At 52.4% G+C, this 18576-nt stretch carries 14 protein-coding genes; 5 read left to right on the plus strand and 9 right to left on the minus strand.

Annotated elements, in window-relative coordinates:
- Nucleotides 1-37 precede the first annotated feature (37 nt).
- Nucleotides 38-1153 (plus strand): AAA family ATPase, encoded by a 1116-nt coding sequence (locus tag C5O23_RS01805; protein ID WP_107031248.1) that lies wholly within the window; start codon nt 38-40, stop codon nt 1151-1153.
- Nucleotides 1143-1934 (plus strand): hypothetical protein, encoded by a 792-nt coding sequence (locus C5O23_RS01810; protein ID WP_107031249.1) that lies wholly within the window; start codon nt 1143-1145, stop codon nt 1932-1934. Before C5O23_RS01805 ends, C5O23_RS01810 begins: the two co-directional genes overlap by 11 nt.
- On the opposite strand, the gene C5O23_RS01815 is transcribed toward C5O23_RS01810, so the two are convergent.
- The 5 genes from C5O23_RS01815 to C5O23_RS01835 all read right to left on the minus strand — a co-directional run bounded on the left by C5O23_RS01815 (nt 1927) and on the right by C5O23_RS01835 (nt 8405).
- Entirely contained in the window at nt 1927-2676 is a 750-nt protein-coding gene (locus tag C5O23_RS01815; protein ID WP_107031250.1) for a tyrosine-protein phosphatase, read from the minus strand. The genes C5O23_RS01810 and C5O23_RS01815 overlap by 8 nt on opposite strands.
- A gap of 83 nt (nt 2677-2759) precedes the next feature.
- Nucleotides 2760-2960 carry a glycerophosphodiester phosphodiesterase gene (locus C5O23_RS01820; RefSeq protein ID WP_107031251.1) on the minus strand — a complete coding sequence of 67 codons (201 nt, stop codon included), beginning with the start codon at nt 2958-2960 and terminating at the stop codon, nt 2760-2762.
- Between the two features lie 105 nt (nt 2961-3065).
- Nucleotides 3066-4175 (minus strand): radical SAM family heme chaperone HemW, encoded by a 1110-nt coding sequence (hemW, locus tag C5O23_RS01825; protein WP_107031252.1) that lies wholly within the window; start codon nt 4173-4175, stop codon nt 3066-3068.
- Nucleotides 4176-4216: 41 nt separating this feature from the next.
- Nucleotides 4217-7162 (minus strand): PD-(D/E)XK nuclease family protein, encoded by a 2946-nt coding sequence (locus C5O23_RS01830; RefSeq protein ID WP_107031253.1) that lies wholly within the window; start codon nt 7160-7162, stop codon nt 4217-4219.
- Nucleotides 7163-7274: 112 nt separating this feature from the next.
- Complete coding sequence (locus C5O23_RS01835; protein WP_107031254.1) at nt 7275-8405, minus strand: DNA polymerase III subunit; 1131 nt, start codon at nt 8403-8405, stop codon at nt 7275-7277.
- 96 nt (nt 8406-8501) lie between these two features.
- On the opposite strand from C5O23_RS01835, the gene C5O23_RS01840 reads away from it, so the two are divergent.
- Both C5O23_RS01840 and C5O23_RS01845 read left to right on the plus strand, forming a co-directional pair.
- Nucleotides 8502-9314, plus strand: coding sequence for a patatin-like phospholipase family protein (locus C5O23_RS01840; RefSeq protein WP_124075592.1), 813 nt, complete (start codon nt 8502-8504; stop codon nt 9312-9314).
- Nucleotides 9311-11035 carry an alpha-amylase family protein gene (locus C5O23_RS01845; RefSeq protein WP_107031256.1) on the plus strand — a complete coding sequence of 575 codons (1725 nt, stop codon included), beginning with the start codon at nt 9311-9313 and terminating at the stop codon, nt 11033-11035. Before C5O23_RS01840 ends, C5O23_RS01845 begins: the two co-directional genes overlap by 4 nt.
- 93 nt (nt 11036-11128) lie before the next feature.
- Here C5O23_RS01845 and C5O23_RS01850 read toward each other — a convergent pair whose 3' ends face one another.
- The gene (locus C5O23_RS01850; RefSeq protein ID WP_107031257.1) at nt 11129-11911 is read right to left on the minus strand and encodes a hypothetical protein; all 783 of its coding nucleotides are present in this window, start codon (nt 11909-11911) and stop codon (nt 11129-11131) included.
- Between the two features lie 236 nt (nt 11912-12147).
- On the opposite strand from C5O23_RS01850, the gene C5O23_RS01855 reads away from it, so the two are divergent.
- A complete protein-coding gene (locus C5O23_RS01855) occupies nt 12148-12636 on the plus strand; it encodes a hypothetical protein (RefSeq protein ID WP_107031258.1) in 489 nt (162 codons plus the stop codon).
- A gap of 222 nt (nt 12637-12858) precedes the next feature.
- On the opposite strand, the gene C5O23_RS01860 is transcribed toward C5O23_RS01855, so the two are convergent.
- The 3 genes from C5O23_RS01860 to C5O23_RS01870 form a co-directional block, all read right to left on the minus strand.
- Nucleotides 12859-15255 carry an endonuclease gene (locus tag C5O23_RS01860; RefSeq protein WP_161553527.1) on the minus strand — a complete coding sequence of 799 codons (2397 nt, stop codon included), beginning with the start codon at nt 15253-15255 and terminating at the stop codon, nt 12859-12861.
- Between the two features lie 47 nt (nt 15256-15302).
- Nucleotides 15303-17315, minus strand: a complete 2013-nt coding sequence (locus tag C5O23_RS01865) for a dipeptidyl-peptidase 3 family protein (protein ID WP_107031260.1) — start codon at nt 17313-17315, stop codon at nt 15303-15305.
- A gap of 63 nt (nt 17316-17378) precedes the next feature.
- Nucleotides 17379-18572, minus strand: a complete 1194-nt coding sequence (locus tag C5O23_RS01870) for a class I SAM-dependent rRNA methyltransferase (protein ID WP_107031261.1) — start codon at nt 18570-18572, stop codon at nt 17379-17381.
- Nucleotides 18573-18576 lie beyond the last annotated feature (4 nt).

Below are 18576 nucleotides of genomic sequence, written 5' to 3' on the forward strand. Positions count from 1 at the left end.
ATTCACTATATTTGTGCAACTAAACAATTGATTCAATATGCTCACCAGATTTGAAGTATCCAATTTTAAATGTTTTGATGAGGTGCTGAAATTTGACCTTTCGGCTCCAAGCAGTTACACATTTAATGCCGAATGTATAAGAAACGGCAATGTAAATTGCGCGATGGTCTATGGATACAACGGCTCAGGGAAATCAAATCTTGGATGGGCAATATTTGATATAATCGAGCATCTTACAGACCGGAAGCGTTTCGAAAAACCGTATAAGCATTACACCAATGCAGCCAACAGCTCCGCCGAGGCTTCGTTTCTCTATGAATTTTTGATCGGAGGGAAGAAAATCCGCTATGAGTATTGCAAGATGGATTACAAGACTCTGACCTCTGAGACACTTTGGATTGACGGGCGCCGGATGGTCTGCTTTGACCGCCGGGATGGCAACGAGACATTCTGCTCTGACCTCAAAGGCACGGAATCGCTCAATAATGTGATCCGTGACCCGCAGTTGTCAGTTCTGAAATATATCAGAAACAACTCTTCGCTTGATGAGAACGCAGACAACAGAGCCTTCCTTGATCTCTTTTCATTTGTGGAGCGGATGCTCTTTTTCCGTTCGCTGGAAGACCGCACTTATATCGGGCTTCAGCATCATGACGGATCGCTCACCGACTATATCATAAACACTGACAAAGTCAAAGACTTTGAGGCCTTTCTGAATGAAGCCAATATAGACTGCCGGCTTGTTGTGGTCGATGTCATGGACAGCCAGGAACTTGCATTTGATTTTGGCGATAAGAAGATTCTGTTTCGTGACATCATGTCAACAGGCACAAGCGCACTGATGCTTTTCTATTGCTGGTATCAGCACATAATTTCATCAGAAGTGTCATTTGTGTTTATAGATGAGTTCGATGCGTTTTATCATCACGAACTTTCACGGCTGGTGGTGCGGAAACTCATTGATTCAGGAGTGCAGTTTGTGCTGACAACCCACAACACTTCGATAATGAGCAACGACCTGATGCGTCCTGACTGCTATTTCCTGATTTATAAAAGCCGCCTTCTGCCTCTGTCAAAATGCACGGAACGCGAACTGCGCGAGGCTCATAATATTGAAAAAATCTATAAATCAGGTGCATTCCATGTCAGATGATAAAGCGCGCCATCTCTTCATTTTCGAAGGAGGAAGAGCTGAAAACAAAATCTTCAAAAAACTTGAGCAGAATTTTCTTGGCCGGAAATTCGGAATAAAGTGTGTCTATGATGCAGAGGTCTATCAGCTGTACCAGCAGTTGAAAGCTGATGATTTCGCGCTTGACATAGTAAATCTGCTCAAAGAACGGAACTCGATACTTGCCGAAGAGCTTAAAGATTATAACCGCGACAGCTTTGCCTCTGTCTATCTCTTTTTCGATTATGACGGTCATTCGACTCTCGCTGATGACAGAAAGTTGATCGAGATGCTTGATTTTTTTGACAACGATACAGACAACGGATTGCTCTTTATAAGCTATCCGATGGTCGAGGCCTTGCGCCATTATCGTGATATGGAGAGTTTCAAAGATCTGACTGTCAAATGCAAGCGCGACAAATGTCCGTATGCCGATGACTGTGACAGCAAGGACAGTTGCCTGGAAGAACCTCATTATAAGAATTTTGTCCCGACAGACAGCAGACCGTCGTTGTCAAATATCAACGGTTATACATTTGAGGTCTGGAAAGAATTGGTTACAGCCCATCTCTGTAAGATGAACTATCTTGTCAATGACAGTTTTTCAATGCCGGAGACCGTCGTCGGGCAGCGGCAAGTATTTGACAGCCAGTTGGAGAAACATATTCTGCACAGATGTCCTGAAGTTGCAGTTCTGAGTGCCTTTCCTCTGTTTGTGCTTGACTATTTCGGAGTGGAAAGGCTTATTTCCATGCTTAGATAAACACCCGGTCGTTGAACAGGCGCCCTTTGAGTGCCGCGAAGTGGCGCGAGGCGTCTTTGGAGCGCAGATAAGCGTCGATCGTGTCTGCATGGCGGTGGTTGTGGAGGTCTGTACCGAGAAAATCCACATAGCCTTTTTCAATCAGTTTTTCAGCCGCTTTTTTCTCTTTCCGGGTATAGCTTCCGGCAAGCGAAAGCACATTGATCTGAAACAGATTGCCGGCACGGTGAAGTTCATCGTAACGATTGGGATGCTCCTCGAAGTAATAGAAGAAACGCTCCGGATGAGCGAGTATCGGGCGGTAGCCTTTCAGTTTCAGGTCAAACAGAAACTGATCAAGCTGCCAGGGCTCTTGAATAAACGAATTCTCCACAAGAATGTAATTGTTGGGATAGGGCGTGATATTTCCGGCTGCCAGTTGAGTGCGGAAATAGTCGTCGATGCGGTTTTCCGACGAACGGCTCAGATCAATGCTGATTTCGCGCTTGGCGAGTTCGTTTTTAAGAGCATCAAGCGCCCGGTCGAGCGTTTCAGGCGTATTTTCAAAAGAGCTTTCAGTGATGTGAGGAGTGGCTATGATGCGGCTGATGCCCCATGATTTCATCCGTTCCACAAGCTCAGCCGAAGTCTGCACATCGGGAGAGCCGTCATCGACATCCGGAAGAATATGGCAGTGAATGTCTGTTGCGAACGGCAGACATAACGGATCGCTTGATTTTGAAAGAAAACTGAAAAGGCCCATAGGTCATTCTTTAAACAACTCTTAAATAATTTGCAAAGTTAAGCATAAGCGGTTAGAATAGCCCGCTTCGGGTAGTTAAATTCTTATAAGGACTCAGAGCTGAGATAGTCGGTCACCATGTAGTCAACGCCGAGATTGCTGAGGCGTGAACACTCCCGGCGAGTATTCACGGTCCACACATTCACCTTTACGCCGGCTTCGTGATAGCGCCTTACGCAGTCGGCATCCACAAGATCGGCTCTGATCTGCACGTCAAGTCCGTGGGCTGTCGACCACTCGAACATCTCCTGCCACTTCGCATCGGCCTGATACTGCAGGCGGATGTCGGGATGGGCCGCGTTGTCTGGAGTTTTTAAGTCGGATTTCAGTATATAGTTATTTCAATGGGATCATACTCTTATGAAGGGGAGGAGGATGGAATTGGAGGTGAGCCAGCATGATTCGGGGATCACGTAAGCGCCGGAAGGGGAGATTTCGAGGTCGCCTGCAGAGATCAGCGGAATGGCCGTTGCCGTGAAAAAGTCGCGGACCGACCGCCCGAAAAGCCGCTCAACTTCATCGGGGTGCAGCCCGTGGCGGGTGCGCAGGCGGGTGATCAGCAGGTCATTGAAACGGCTGTCGGTGCTTTCTTCCTCCGTGATGCCGAAACCGCGGCCTCCGGAGGCTATATAGTCTTTAAGCGACGACGGGTTGAATGATCTTCTGAATCCGTCAAACGAATGTGCCCCAGGGCCGAGGCCTATGTAGGGCGAATTGTCCCAATAGGCCGAATTGTGTACGGCCTCGCAGCCCGGAAGCGCGAAGTTTGAAATCTCATAGTGAACATATCCGGCCATGCGGGTCATGTCACACAGAGCCTCATACATCGCCTCGGCCATATCATCGTCCGCCTCGGTGACCGTCCCTTTCCGGCGCATCGCATCCAGGCGGGTTCCAGCTTCATATGACAGCAGATAGGCCGAGATATGTTCCGGTCTGAAACTGATCAGCCGTTCAAGAGACCTGCGCCATGATCCGGCCGTCTGTCCGGGAAGTCCGTAGATGAGGTCGCAGCTGAGATTGTCTATGCCGCCACGGCGCAGACAGTCGATAGCCTCCGCCGCACGGGCCGCACTGTGGCGGCGTCCTACGGTGACAAGTTCGTCATCGCAAAACGACTGGACCCCCATGCTCACGCGCCTGAACGGAGTCTCGCCGCTGATGAATCTTACCCAGTCATCGGTCACATCCTCGGGGTTTGCCTCTATTGTAGCCTCGCGCAGATTCTCGGTCTGAAGAGCCTCAAGCAACCGTCGGAGCAGTTCAGCCGGAAGTGACGACGGGGTGCCGCCGCCGAAGTAGAGCGTATCGACCGGCTCGCTGAGCCCGGCTGACCGTTCTCCCCACTCGCCGATGGCCGCATCGACAAAGGCCTCCATCCACTCGCGGCGCGGAGTTGAATAGAAATCGCAGTAAGCGCATTTGGCATGGCAGAAAGGTATGTGGACATATAGTTTCATAGACGGTATGAGTGTGGGGGGATAGCTGTAAGACGGTCAGATCATTGCGGATTCCTGCGACAGATAGCCTTGAAACTGCAGAAAGTGCAGCTGTCTTCCTTGAGAGCCTGCGTAAACGGTATGTCGGGGTTGAAAATCTCAGCGATAGTCGAGCGGAAGCGCTCCATGAACTCCTCGTTGACCGGGCGGTAGTCGTCAAGCGCCTCGCCGGAATACTTCAGAGGGGGCAGCCCCGAAGTGGAGAGAGTGCGGAAGGGATAGATCTGAGGCCTGATGGCTCCGTCATATCCTGTCTGCTGCGCATAGGCGTTGCAGTAGAACAGCAGCTGGAGTATGGCCTTGCGGCGGTCTTTCATCTCCGGATCGAAAAGCTCGTCCATATCTTTGAATTCCGTCAGATCGCCGCCGGTCTTGTAGTCGACAATTCTGAGCAGCCCTAGACCCTCGCCATAGCGGCCTGAGGGATAGACGCGGTCTATGCGGTCGATGATCTGATAGATGTTGACGCTCAGAGAGTCGGTGATGCGCATGGTGCCTCTGACCTTGTGCTCGCCGTCAATGAAGTCAAAGGGTGCGATCCCTTTTTCCGCGCGGAACATCAGTATCAGAAAATGTTTCATCACGCGGGCCAGCACCTTGCATTCGCCCACAAGCGGAGTGCGGTCGCCGGCCGGATAGCGGTTATATTTTTCGTTGATCAGTTCCGTGATCACCGTATCGAGCTTTATTTCGTCCTTTATGAACGAATCGAGAATCTCAGAGGTGATCTTCACCTCGTGGCGTGAACCGCGCAGCTCCTTATAGAGTCTTTCGGCTGCGGCGTGCATGATGTCACCGTAGGTTCCGGAATCCATATAGTCCATCACCTCCTCGTCAAGGTCAAGTCCGCAGACTCTTTTCAGGTAGAACGAAAGCGGGCAGTTGATATAGCCGTTGATCGATGATGCTGAAAGCGTTCTTCCGCCTTCAACAGTAAATTCTTTCAGTTTGGCCATTATTTCAGGCGTTTTCTCCACGGTCAGCCCGGCCTCCTCGGAGATTACGCTTGAGAATGACGCCAGGTCATGGTCCACCTCGCATTCCGGGAAAAGATAGAGCAGCTGGGCTATGTAGCGTGATATCTCACTGTTTTTGCCGCTGAGAGTTCTGGCATCGTAGAAGAGCCTCACATTGGTGGCGCGGGAGATCAGGCGGTAGAACGAATAGGCGAAGATCGATTCCTGCAGTTCGGTGGTGGCCATGCCGTAGCTGCGCCGCAGCGAATCGGGAATGAACGAGCGCGAATACTGTTTCCGGGGGAAGACTCTCTCGTTCATTGACAGTATGATGAGGTTGTCGAAGTCAAGCGCGCGCGTCTCCAGCACACCCATCACCTGCAGGCCTTTCAGCGGCTCGCCGGTGAAGCGGATGCTGGCCGACGAGATGGTTGACTGAAGCAGTTGTATGAAGGTGGTGTCCTTCATGCTGATCTTCCAGTTGCGGCAGGCTCGGCGTATGTTCTCAAGCTCTATCAGATAGGTGTCGAGAAAATAATTTTCGATCATCCTCTCCTTATCGCCGGCGGTGAACTCGCGCAGAGTGCTTGCGAGCCTGAAGAAATAGTCGTGTACCTCATCTATGCCATTGGTGTCGGTCACCGGAGTGAAAATGAAAGCCAGTGCCGGAGCGGTCTCGGCTATCAGAGCGGCGCTGACCATGTAGAGACGGCGCTCCACCATCAGGCGCAGCAGCGCATTGCATCCTTCAGGAGCATAGCTCTGGAGCATGGGGTGGGTGAGCACTGCCCGCATGTCTTCATAGAAAAAGCTCCACTCGCCGCGGGAGCGGGAACTCCTGAGATGAAGATTTACGATGGCCGACATGAGCGATGAAACCGCTGTGTTTTTAAGCGGGAAACCCATTGTGACATTCAGGGCGCTGATGGCGGGGGGTACGGCGTGGACCATCGGGATGAACAGGCTCTCGTCAGGAAGCACAACGGCTGTGTCTATCGCATCGGCCGTATCCGTAACAGCTCCTGAGGCTATCCACCGGTCAAGCTGCTGTCCGGCAAGTTTGGTCTGACCGAATGCGCTCGGCACTCCGGTGATATGTATTTTCGGGAAGTCCGGATTTTCAGGATAGAGTTCGCCCAGATCATAGAGAGAAGGGAAGCAGCCCACGTTCTGCTGCATGAAAAGCGATGCGCGGTTTCCTTTTGCGCTGAAAGCCGGCGAGGCCATGTCCCAGTAGAAATCGGCACATCCGCGCGCCTGCAGTTTTTCGAAAATCTTGATCTCTGAAAGCGTCAGCACATTGAATCCCACAAAGATGTAGCGGCTGAAGGGCAGCTTGCGGTCTCTGCCTTTGCTCAGAAGATTGACGGCGTTGCGGGCAAACATGCCGCGGGTGGCCATGCCGTTGTCAAGCAGGCGTTTGTGGAAGCGCTCGAAAAGCTCGTCAAGCACCTCCCACAGTTGCAGAAATTTGTTTTCGAGCGGAGTGGGGGTGGAGTGGATGTGGTTCCAGAATTCATCCGGGCTGGAGTGTACGAACTTCTCGCCCCAGTAGCGGTTGATGATCTCGGTCTGCTCCTCGGTCAGATAGTTGGCGCTCACTTCGCGGAAGCGCTGGAGATTGACAAAGAGCTTGTGGGGGTCGACCAGATAGAGATCCACATCATTGAAATCGTTAAGCAGCATCTCGCCCCAGAAGAGGAAACGGTCGAAGTCAGCCACGTTCTCGCCGCTCAGTTCGCGGTATTCATTATAGAGAATGAAAAGCTGGTCAAGGCGTGGAGCCTCGGTCAGAGCCGAAAAACTGCGCGTTACCTCTGCGATGGTGGCTATCTCAGGCATCAGGAAGGGCTTTCCTGCGGCTTCGAGCGCAAGATAGTGGGTGAAGAAGACTCCGCTTCGCTTGTTTGGAAACACGAAGCAATAGTCCTGGAGATTGCCGAGTTCATTGGCCGCATAGGCCCCGGCCACTTGGCGGAGGAAGGGGATCATTGGCTTTCACATTTGGTTTTAAACAACCTCAAAACCTCTTAAGGCGAGTGGGGTGGAGTGCTGGTGAGTGGGGGGATAAGGCCTCTGCGTCATGCGCGCCGGGGCCGGACTGTCAGAAATTCTTGATCAGGATGATCATTTTAATCGCGAAATCGAAGTTCACTATCTTGCCGTTTGCATTTCCGGCAATGTCAGAAGCCGCCCGGTTCATTTCGGCGATGATGCGCTCGGCATTGTTCTCGGTGATGAAGCGGGCGAAGTTCTTGCTGAACTGGGCCTCGTTGCGGTTTAGATAGAGAAGATCGGGAATATTGAAGTTGTAGATGAAATTCTCGCGGATGAGGCGCTGGGAGTAATCATAGAACTTTACAGCCTGCTCTCTGCCGAGGGCCGCCACATCGGCGCTCCACTCCTTCAGGCCTTTGACATCGCGCTGGTAGGCCAGGCGCATGAGTCTGACAAAGAGATCGAAAAACATCCGGCTCACGCTTGTGGCATCCATAGCGCGCAGCGCGCTGTTGACATCGCCGGCGGCTATATGGGCCATCGAGAGCGCATCCTGCGGATCTATGGCCAGATTCTCGGTCAGATAACGGGCCACAGTCTCATCGCTGAGACGCTTCATCTCTATCGGGCGGCAACGCGAGTAGATTGTCGGTAGAATGGAGGCCGCATTGTCAGAGACGAGTATGAAAATCGTGTCGGCAAAAGGTTCCTCAATGAGTTTCAGCAGTTTGTTGGCTGTCTGTTCGTTCATCTTTTCGGGAAGCCAGATGATCACGGTCTTGTAGCGCGAGAGGGTGGTTGTCACCGCAAGCCGCTGCTCAAGAGCCTCGCTCTCTGAAACGTAGATCGCCGGCTGGGCGTTTTTCTTTTCGAAATATCCGGTCCAGCGGTCGAAATCCATGAAGGGGCTCGCGCCGACAAATTCCTTGAACTCCGACATATAGTCATCAGATACCGGAGATTTCAGCTTTTCGGTCTTGACCACCGGAAACACATAGATGCTGTCGACATGGTTGAAACTTTCATGCTGAACGCATGACCGGCAGCAGCCGCAAGGCTCGCCGTCAGGCGTGGGTGACTGGCAGTGGACAAACTGGGAGAACGTGCGGGCAAGCATGAATTTTCCTATGCCTGCCGGACCGTGGAGAAGCAGCGCGTGGGGAATGCGGCCGTCGGCCACCATGTCACGCAGCTGCCGCTTGACATTTTCATGTGATGGAATCTGACTGAACTTCATGGTAATGCAAATTTAGCATAAAAACATGAGATTTTAGACATTCTCTTGAACCGCCTGGGTAAAATCTCGCGTTTTTATACTAAATTTGCATCTGTTATGCTTGACATGTTGAAATTTTCGCGCAAGCCATATAAACTCGGACTTGTCCTCAGTGGAGGGGGAGCCCGCGGTTTTGCCCATGCCGGTGCTCTCAAGGCTCTTGAGGAGGTCGGCATAAAGCCCGACATTGTGGCCGGCGTGAGTGCCGGCTCGGTAGTCACGGTGATGTATGCATCCGGAATGGCTCCTGAAGAGATCATCAAGGTATTCAGCGATGCCAAATTCGGCGATTTCGCTGAATTGGGTGTGCCGCGTGACGGCTTCTTCTCGATGGACGGCTTCAAAAAGTTTCTGCGCAGGCAGGTGCGCTATGAAAATATCGAAGATCTGCCTCTGCCGGCGGTGGTCTGCGCTACGGACCTTGACAACAACCGTCCGGTGGCCTTCTCGGAAGGCACTCTTGTGGACTGTGTGGCGGCTTCGTGCAGCATTCCTATTATATTCAAACCTGTAAGAATCAAAGGTGTCACTTACGTCGACGGCGGAGTGCTCGCCAATCTGCCTGCCTGGGCGCTCAGAGACAAGTGCAAATATCTCATCGGCATCAACTGCAGCCCCATGCCATCGCGCGGCAAGCCGAAATCTCTGATGGACATAGCCCACCGCACCTATGATCTGCTTGTCAAAAACAATTCGCAGGCTCAGATGGAGCTTTGCGACCTTGCCATCTCTATTGACGATGTGGCATCTTACAAAGTGTTTAATCTCAAAGAAATAACCCGTGTGTTCCGCTCAGGTTACGACAATACGCTCCAGGCTCTCCTGGATGCGGGATTCACCCTGCGCGGCGAACGGCGGAAGAAAAAATGAAACCATCCATAATGGACAGAAAACCCATCATCTATCAGCTATTACCAAGACTTTTTACAAACTCAAACCGTAACTGCATTCCCGGAGGCACATATCAGCAGAACGGTTCAGGCAAGTTCAACGACATAAACGAGGCCGTGCTTTCAGGCATCAAGGAACTTGGAGCCACCCACGTGTGGTACACCGGAGTGATCGAGCATGCCACACGGACCGACTACAGCAGCGAGGGCATAAGCCCCGACAATCCTCACGTGGTCAAAGGCCAGGCCGGTTCTCCATATGCCATCAAGGACTACTATGACGTTGACCCCGATCTTGCTGTCAACGTCGGCAAGCGAATGGAAGAATTCGAAGCTCTCGTGGCCCGCACCCATGATGCCGGTCTTGACGTGATCATCGATTTTGTTCCGAACCACACAGCCCGCTGCTATCACAGCGATGTGAAGCCGGCCGGAATCAAGGACCTCGGCGAAGATGACAATACCGACATGTTCTTCGATCCGAACAACAATTATTATTATATAACCCGTCAGCTTTTCGCTCCGTCGGTCGACATGGGCAGCGGGAAGAAAGCATATATCGAATTTCCGGCCAAGGCCACGGGTGATGACTGCTTCTCGGCTTTCCCTGGCGTCAACAACTGGTATGACACCGTCAAGCTGAACTACGGGCGTGATCCCGGCAACTGGAGCACTCACTATTCGCCCATCCCTGACACCTGGATGAAGATGCTCCACATTCTGCGCTTCTGGGCCTCGAAAGGAGTCGATGCGTTCCGCTGCGACATGGTCCACATGGTGCCGCTGGAATTCTGGCAGTGGGCCATCCCTAATGTCAAGGACCGCTATCCGCACGTGAAATTCATAGCCGAGCTTTATGACATCCATATCTACCGCGATTTCATCGAAAAGGGCGGTTTCGACTATCTCTATGACAAGGTGAACCTCTACGATACTCTGCGGGCCATCCAGTGTCACAACCATTCGGCTGCTACAATCACAAACTGCTGGCAGACTGTCGAGGGCATTTCCCGGCACATGCTCAACTTCCTTGAGAACCATGACGAGCAGCGATTCGGCTCAAAGTTCTATGCCGGCGATCCCGCCAAAGTGATTCCGTCGCTGGTGGTCAGCTCCATGATTTCTACAGGTCCGATGATGATCTATGCCGGCCAGGAACTCGGAGAGCAGGCCACAGACAGCGAGGGCTTCAGCGGTTATGACGGACGAACCACAATTTTTGACTACTGGAGTGTCGGCACTCTGCGCCGGTGGTATAACGACGGCAAGCCAGGCGGAGCCTTGCTGACTCCGCGTGAGCGCTGGCTGAGGTCAAAATATTGCACCATTCTTAACATCTGCAACCGCGAGAGAGCCATCTCCGAGGGGCGTTTCTTCGACCTTATGTATGTCAACTATCATAACCCTACACTCAATCCTCACCGCCAGTATGCCTTCATGCGCCACTGCGACGGCGAGACTCTTGTGATAGCAGTGAACTTCTCGGCTGATTCCTGTGATCTCGGCATCAACATTCCGCGCCATGCGTTCGAGATGTTAGGCATAGCAGAAGGCGAGGCCGTAGCCACAGAGCTCATAACCCGCGAGCAGGACACCAAACAGTTGAGCAGCACCGAGCCTTTCCGCACAATGGTGCCGCCTTATGATGCCGTGGTCTGGAAAATCCGCCACAATCAGATCCGTCAGAAAGCCAAAAAGTGATCAACCCGCAACCGCGTCGTTGCGGTCATGAAATAGTGAAAGGGGATGCGCCTGTCACCGGACGTTTCCCCTTTCATATTTTAAGATGGCTCTCTAATAGTCCAATACTATCGGCACCCGGTGTTCTTCCGCAAATCGGACAGCCTGGTAGAGCATCGAGTAGGCGCATTGGGCAAGATCTTCAGTGCGGTATTTTTCCTTTGGTGTTTTGTTAGTCCGTCTGATGAATCCTAAAATGAGTTTCGGCTCTTTGGTTTTTACCGGAACATAGTATTTATCGTTGCGCCATGAGAGGATAGTGGCCTCATCGGCTTTCCACAGCTGCCGGTTCAGTTCTTCCAGTTCCTTTTTCAGAAGTGACACCGTGGAGATTGAGCCTTCATTGCCTGTCGGGTATGCCGCTATAAAAATAGCATTGTCAGGAATGGGCAGCCAGAGATCTACATTATAAAGCAATGAATTGACAATCTTTTTCGACATAGCTTCCTTGACTATAGGATCTTCAAGTGCGTCCCATCTGTTTTCCACATATTCCGGCAACGGGCGATTCAGAGACTGGCAGGCCTGCAACAACATCAGTGCGCCGAATGCTTCCCAATCCGGTTTGTCGGTATAGTAAGCGCATTCGCTTGTCTCGTCCCATAATGGCGAAGGGAGAGGCTGGTCGATGCCGGTGGCGATATTGTCAATCCATCGTGTGACCGTTTCTCTTATCTGATCAATTTCCGACGGATCTTCAACCGGTTTCATTTCATTGCCTGAACCGTCTGTCATTACGCATTTCTGTCCGTTTTCCTCAGACATCTGCTGGACGATGGTTTTCCAGTTGCGGCTGTAGTAGCGGGTCAGTTTTCCTGAATATATATCTAAGCCCATATTGCGAGAATGTTCTTTAGTCCGCTTGCAAAGTTAATCTTTTTATTCAGATATACATTCTTTATTGTTCCGTAAATGGCGATTTTCAAGGTGAAAATTTTGTATTCCGACTCGATTGTGTAATTTTGTAATAGTATTGGCATTGTTCAGTCCCTGACATTTTGAAATAGCAGGAAGTGTTGTGCTTATCATGTCTTCTATATCATAGAAGTTAAATCAAAATAATTAAATATAACATGAAGAAAATTACTGATTATCTGCTTGTGGTTGTAATGCTTTTCGCTTTGCAAGCTTGCTCGGACGATGACGAGCCCAAACATGTCGATCCCGCACGTATTTCGGGCAATTGGTACATTACAAATATCAGAGGTTGGGAATATGTTGGTGATGCTCAGGATGAAAAATATGAGTTTGACGAAACATTTAACTTTAATGGACAGGGTATTCCTGTCGGTGACAACATTATAGACGCTCAGAAAGTTGATATCGAAGTTGGCAGTTTCGATTCGGGAACCGAATCCTATAATATTGAAATTATCAGTTATTATTGGAGTGCATCAAGCCGGGAATGGAAGTTCAATCAGTCTGGCGAAGTAAGACTTAAGGGTAACCAATTCATTGACGGAACAATGAAAGCTACAATTAAAAAGCTCACTGACACTAACATGACAACGTATCAGAAAGACCAGGATGGGGAAACTTATATAACTTACACCAAGCTGTAATACGAACTCCACATAAGCTCAACTGCTGAATCATACAAATCCATAACTTGTGAAAAAAACAATCACAAGTTATGGATTTTAATTTGCTTTAATTTTTTATCAGAGGTTGTTTTTAATGACCTCTGATAAAAAATGCCGTCAGAGGCTGCGATATCAGACGCAATCTCTGACGGTCAGATTTTAGAAACTGTAGGTTAAACAGCCTTTCGGTTTCGGGTACTGTTATTTCACTACCACGCGGCGGATGTCGGTGAGGTTGGAGACGATGTAGAAGCCGGGTGTGAGCGGAAGTGTGGCGCTTCCGCTGACTGTGCGGTCGGCGAGGATCATGCCTTCGAGATTGTAGACGATGAAGCGGGAGGCTTCGCCGTGGTTCTCGATGACGAGTGAGCCGCCGAGCGAGTAGGCTTCCCAGGTCTGGATGTCATCTACTATCTCTATGGCTGACTGGCCTGCATAGTCGGTCACGGTGAAGTTGTCGATGTTCACGCGCTCGCCGGAGGTCTGGCGCAGACGGATGAGGTTGTCGCCTTTGACGTTGACCGGGAAGGTGAATTCCGTGTAAGCCGATGAGCTTATTTCGGCTTTGCCTGCGCTCTGCCATGTCTGGCCGCTGTCAGCCGAGTATTCCACTTCGATGACTGCGTCATCATCGGTGCCGAAGCGTTTGGCCTGGAAGCTTATGGTGCCGATGCCGGCAGGCTTGGCCGATGCGGTGGTGATGGAGCTTGATGTGGTTTTGCCGAAGCGCACGGCGCCTGTTTTGTCAACACCTTCCGATGCGCTGAAGAGCACATCTTTGCAGTTCCATGTGGTGGCCGAGCCTTTGTAGACGTGGTTTCCGTAAGAGGTGCTTCCGATGGGGTTGAATGTCTCGATGAATGTCGGCACCGAGGGATCGGTCACGATGGCTTCCACCATTGAGTCGTCGGTGGAATAGCTTCCGGCGGTGGCAGTGATGAACGTTTCGTAGTGTCCGGCAGGGCTTGCGGCGATGCGGATGTAGAAGCGGTCTTCCATCGGGCGGAGGATCAGGGTGCGGGTCCATTCGGCTTTGTCGGTCGAGAGTTCGAACGGGCTGTTTACCGAGAGGGTGATTTCAGAGTCGATGTTTTCGGTCTCCAGCCAGAATTCCTCGCAGTCAGAGGGTTCGCCGGGCATTGCGGTGAGCACCACGCGGCTGTCGGAGCCATAGTGCATGATGTCAATTGAGGGCTGTGGCACGGCTGTGGTCACGGTCACGATATTGGATTTCATTGTGGCCGACGAGAGCTGATAAGTATAGGTGGTGCCGGGTTCGAGACCGGTAACGATGTGGCGTCCGTCATCGGCACGCACGGTCACGGGATAGCCGCTGATCGGTGTGCCGTTGAGGCTGACGGTCAGAGTGTAGTCCGAGTCTCCGGCAAGACCGGTCCAGCAGGCGGTGAAAGAGTCTTCGGTCACATAGGCCGCCTCATGGGCCGGGATGCCGTTGATGGCACTGGCTGTGAGGTTAACTTTTGTCACGAGTGATCCGGAGCTGAGAGTCAGGACAGCAGTGGCGTTTTTTGCTGTCGATGAGCGGAAGGTGACATTGACAGTGGCTGCCGAGCCGTTGATTTCGGCTGCCGGGACTGATGTGCGCGAGAGTGAGAAATCGGAGGAGCTGACGGTCAGGCTGACAGCCGATGTGAGATTCATGCCTTCGATTCTTACCGGCACCTGCAGGGGATAGTTGACGGCTGTGACTCCGAAGTTGACTGTCGAGCCGTTAAGCGGTAAATTGATCACCGGCTGCTGGACTGCTGATGAGTGCCAGCCTTCGGTTTTCTTGTCACCCCAGATGTGTTCGGCCAGATCGGGGCAGTCAATGAAGGGGTTGCGGTTGCCCTGATATCTGCTTACGGCTTCGTTGCGGTCTATTTCTTTCTGGCTGACCGGGTCCTGGCGATGCCATTTGAGAAGCAGACTGACGGCCCAGGCATCGAACACCGGATAGCTGTTCTGGTCGAGCATGGCTCTGGCTTCGGTAGCGTTCCAGGAGGCGATGCGGTCGTTGTAGGCCGCGGCCATATAGAAATAGGAACGCGCGAAGTCACCTTTGTATTCATCAACGGGCTCAAACACAGTGCCGGAATAGCCGGGGAAGGTTGAGGCTCCGAGCTTGCCGAGAGGCTTGACTCCGTTGGCGGCGGCAACAGAAGAACCGTTGGCGCATTCGCCGTAGGGATGGTTGCTGCGCTGTCCGTTGACCTTGCCGTCAGTAGGATAGATGTGGAAAGCATCGGAATACATCGGACTTGCATCGTTAAACCAGCTTTTCGGCAGGGAGTGTTCGCGGTTGTAGCAGTCGCCTACTTTCGTGTAGCCGCTTCCGCATTGTTCTTTGCGGAAGGTCCAGCGTTTGGTCGAATACATGTCCCAGATCTTTCCGTTTTCGTCAATATCGGAGGATCCGTAGACGTCCCACAGGCCTTTGTAGCCTACGTTGGTGTGCGGGCCTACAACCTTGCACAGGGCTGACAGAAGATCAGCTGCTTTTTTGCCTTCGCAGCTTTTGTAATAGTCGGAGGGAGCGGCCCCCCAAAGAACTGCCGCCATTAGGAATGACGGCAGCAATGAGAGCAGACGTTTCATAGATGTCATATGAAGTCTTTATGTTGTCGGGTGAATTATCGTATAGATTATTTCAATGTGCGATATTGTTTCGAGTAGCGGAGCACCTGGGGGAGATAGTCTTCGTCGTAGCTGATTGTCACGTCGGTGATGTTGCCGTCTTTGTCGGTGACAGGTGTGTAGACGGGGTTGACGAAGCCTTTGTAAGGTGCGATGTTGAGTTTGGCGTAGCGTCCGAGTACTTCCTTGTGGAGGGCTGGATCGACTTTGACACCGTAGTTCTCCACGAGATCGCGTCCGGCCTGGTAGTCGCCTTCGCTCTTGATGCGCTGCACTTCGCCGAGAAGCTGACCGAAGAGTTCACGGAGTTTGGCGTAGTCGTTGATCTTGATGTAGGTTTTGCCGTCGCGTTTCACCATTTCGATCACGTTGTCGGGCTTGCCTTTTTCATAGACCCAGGCCGAGATGAGCTGGCGGTTGCGCATGTGGGCTTCCTCTACGTCTTTTCCGGGCTCGATGCGCATGAGCTGTGTCATGAGGCCGTTGAGGATGTATTTGTAGTACTCGGCCTTGTAGGCATCGGGGTTGTCGAGCAGACCGAGCTCAAGGAGCTTCGGATCGGCCAGGTAGTAGAGGGCAAAGAGGTCGGCGCGTGCTTCTTCAAGGGTTGATCCGTGGGCTTTCAGCGCATCGGGGTCTACACCGGGGAGCAGGCGTCCGGAGGCATGGCCGAGGCATTCGTGGAGGTCTGTGTGGAGGTTGTCAGTGATGAAGAGGTATTTGTCAAGGAGGTCGGATGTCTCCTTGTCGATGACGAATTCTTCGTTGAAGCCGTTGCCGTGCGATGCCTGGTCATATGCCTCGGTGATGTTTTCGAGGGTTACAGACTTCGAACCGTGGGCTGCGCGGATCCAGTTGGCGTTGGGAAGGTTGATGCCGATTGGTGTGGCAGGGTAGGCGTCGCCGGCGAGGATGGCGGCGGTGATCACCTTGGCGCTTACACCTTTCACTTCGTCTTTGCGGAAACGGGGATCGACGGGCGAGTGCTGCTCGAACCATTCGGCGTTGCCTGAGATAACCTCGGTGCGGTGGGAGGCTTCCTGATTTTTGAAGTTGACGATTGATTCATAAGCACCGGTCATTCCGAGGGGGTCGCCGTAGCTTTCGATGAATCCGTTTATGAAGTCGACCTGCGAGGCTGTGTCTTCAACCCATGCTATCGAGTATTCGTCGAAGGTCTTCAGGTTGCCGGTGCGGTAATATTCGATGAGCTTGTTGATGATGGCGCGCTGGGAGTCGTTTTCGGCATATTCCGCAGCTTTGCCGAGAAGATCCACTATTTTTGAGATGGATTCGGAGTAGAGACCGCCTACTTTGTAGACCTGCTCGACTACTTTGCCGTCCTGCTTTGTGAGACGTGCGTTCAGGCCCCATGAAACGGGGGTGGCATCGGTAGTGTCTTTAAGTGCGTTGTAGTAGTTTTCTACTTCGGGCTGCGAGATGTTGTCGTAGAGATTGTTGGCAGATGTGAGGATGAGGTCCTGTCCTTCGGCCTGGTTGACGCGCTTGGGCATCACTGAGGGGTCGAAAATGATGGTCAGGAGTGTTTCCAGATCTTCGGGCTGCTGGTCGGCGGGGAGTTTTGCCGCCAGGCCGGCGAGGAATTCGCGGCTGAACACGGGGGTGAACTTATCCATCGAATAGTGGTGATGGATGCCGTTGGCAAACTCGATCTGCTTCAGATAGAGTTCGAGACCTTTGAATTCGTCGCTCTCGCGGTCGCCGTCGAAGTTGGTGTAGACGTTCTCGATGAGGTCGCGGATAGCGAGGTTGTATTTGCCGTTCTGCTCCCAGAGAATGTCGCGGCCGGTGATGGCTGCCTCTGTCAGATAGTAGATGAGGATGCGCTGCTGAGGGGTCAGATTCTCAAAATCGGGCACTTTGTAGCGAAGCACCTCGATGTCGGCGAAACGGTCGACTGTGTAGTCGAAATCGTCAGCCGTTTCCTGTGTGGCTTTTGAGCCACAGGCTGTGATTGCCATTGCTGCCATTGCAGGAACAATAAATTTGGTTAATGACATGATTATGAGATTGGTTATGAGAATGTTTTTTTGACGTTCTGTCAGTTGGTTTGGCCAACTCTCTTACTCGACGTAGAGCACGAGGCCTTTGAGGTATTCGCCTTCGGGGTGGTAGATGTTGACCGGATGGTCGGCCGGCTGGGTGAGCTGATGGAGAATGCGCACCCGGCGGCCGGACATGGCTGCAGCGGTGAAGACGGCCAGACGGAACTGCTCTTTGCTGATGGCCTGCGAGCAGGAGAAGGTGAAGAGCACTCCTCCGGGAGCGATTTTCTCGAAGGCGGCGGCGTTGAGCCTGCGGTATCCTATCATTGCGTTGCGGATTGCGCTGCGGTGTTTGGCGAAGGCCGGGGGGTCGAGTATGATGAGGTCATAGGCGCCTTTTTCAACCTTTGCAAGATATTTGAAGGCGTCTTCGGCAAATGATTTGTGGCGGGTGTCGCCGGGGAAGTTCAGCTCGATGTTGGCATCGGTGAGGGTTATGGCTTTGGCCGAGCTGTCGACGGAGTGGACCAGTTCGGCGCCGCCGCGCATCGAGTAGACCGAGAAGCCGCCGGTGTAGCAGAACATGTTGAGCACTCTGGCTCCGGCGCTGTATTTCTGCAGCAGCGAGCGGTTGTCGCGCTGGTCTACGAAGAAGCCGGTTTTCTGCCCCTTGAGCCAGTCGATGTTGAATTTCAGGCCGTTTTCAATTGCGATATTAGTGTTGTAGCCACCTATTATATAGTCGTTGACCGGATCGAGGCGGGCTTTGAAGGGGAGGGTTGTCTCTGATTTGTAGTAAACGTTCTTGATTCCGGCATCGGGCAGGCGGGTCAGTTCTTCGGCTATGGTCAGGCGGGCGTAGTGCATGCCGGGGCTATGGGCTTGGAGCACTGCTGTGTCTCCGTAGATGTCTACAACGCATCCGGGCAGGAAGTCACCTTCGCCGTGGACCAGGCGGAAGGTTGAGTTGTCGGGGCGTATCAGGCCGAGGCGCCGGCGCAGGTCCCAGGCGTGGCGCAGACGCGAGGCGTAGAAGTTGCCGTCGATTGCCGAGTCGGTGTTTTCGAGCATACGCACGGCTATGGAGCCGATCTCATAGTGGCCTGTTCCGAGACAGCGTCCGTCAGAGGCTTCTACTCTTACGGTCTCGCCTTCTTCAAGACCGTCGGGCAGGCTGGCGATGGCACCTGAAAATACCCACGGGTGGAAGCGCAGGAGCGATTCTTCTTTTCCGCGCTTGAGGGTTATGGTTTTAAGCTGTGATGATGACATATTG

The organism is Duncaniella muris, from assembly GCF_003024805.1.
Taxonomy (GTDB): Bacteria; Bacteroidota; Bacteroidia; order Bacteroidales; family Muribaculaceae; genus Duncaniella; species Duncaniella muris.

Bases quoted from the DNA above. Each gene is read 5' to 3' on its own strand.
- C5O23_RS01870 (WP_107031261.1), bottom strand. From the start codon at position 18,572: ATGTCATCATCACAGCTTAAAACCATAACCCTCAAGCGCGGAAAAGAA.
- C5O23_RS01810 (WP_107031249.1), top strand. From the start codon at position 1,143: ATGTCAGATGATAAAGCGCGCCATCTCTTCATTTTCGAAGGAGGAAGA.
- C5O23_RS01835 (WP_107031254.1), bottom strand. From the start codon at position 8,405: ATGAAGTTCAGTCAGATTCCATCACATGAAAATGTCAAGCGGCAGCTG.
- C5O23_RS01855 (WP_107031258.1), top strand. From the start codon at position 12,148: ATGAAGAAAATTACTGATTATCTGCTTGTGGTTGTAATGCTTTTCGCT.
- hemW (WP_107031252.1), bottom strand. From the start codon at position 4,175: ATGAAACTATATGTCCACATACCTTTCTGCCATGCCAAATGCGCTTAC.
- C5O23_RS01820 (WP_107031251.1), bottom strand. From the start codon at position 2,960: ATGTTCGAGTGGTCGACAGCCCACGGACTTGACGTGCAGATCAGAGCC.
- C5O23_RS01805 (WP_107031248.1), top strand. From the start codon at position 38: ATGCTCACCAGATTTGAAGTATCCAATTTTAAATGTTTTGATGAGGTG.
- C5O23_RS01860 (WP_161553527.1), bottom strand. From the start codon at position 15,255: ATGAAACGTCTGCTCTCATTGCTGCCGTCATTCCTAATGGCGGCAGTT.
- C5O23_RS01815 (WP_107031250.1), bottom strand. From the start codon at position 2,676: ATGGGCCTTTTCAGTTTTCTTTCAAAATCAAGCGATCCGTTATGTCTG.
- C5O23_RS01830 (WP_107031253.1), bottom strand. From the start codon at position 7,162: ATGATCCCCTTCCTCCGCCAAGTGGCCGGGGCCTATGCGGCCAATGAA.
- C5O23_RS01845 (WP_107031256.1), top strand. From the start codon at position 9,311: ATGAAACCATCCATAATGGACAGAAAACCCATCATCTATCAGCTATTA.
- C5O23_RS01850 (WP_107031257.1), bottom strand. From the start codon at position 11,911: ATGGGCTTAGATATATATTCAGGAAAACTGACCCGCTACTACAGCCGC.
- C5O23_RS01865 (WP_107031260.1), bottom strand. From the start codon at position 17,315: ATGTCATTAACCAAATTTATTGTTCCTGCAATGGCAGCAATGGCAATC.
- C5O23_RS01840 (WP_124075592.1), top strand. From the start codon at position 8,502: ATGCTTGACATGTTGAAATTTTCGCGCAAGCCATATAAACTCGGACTT.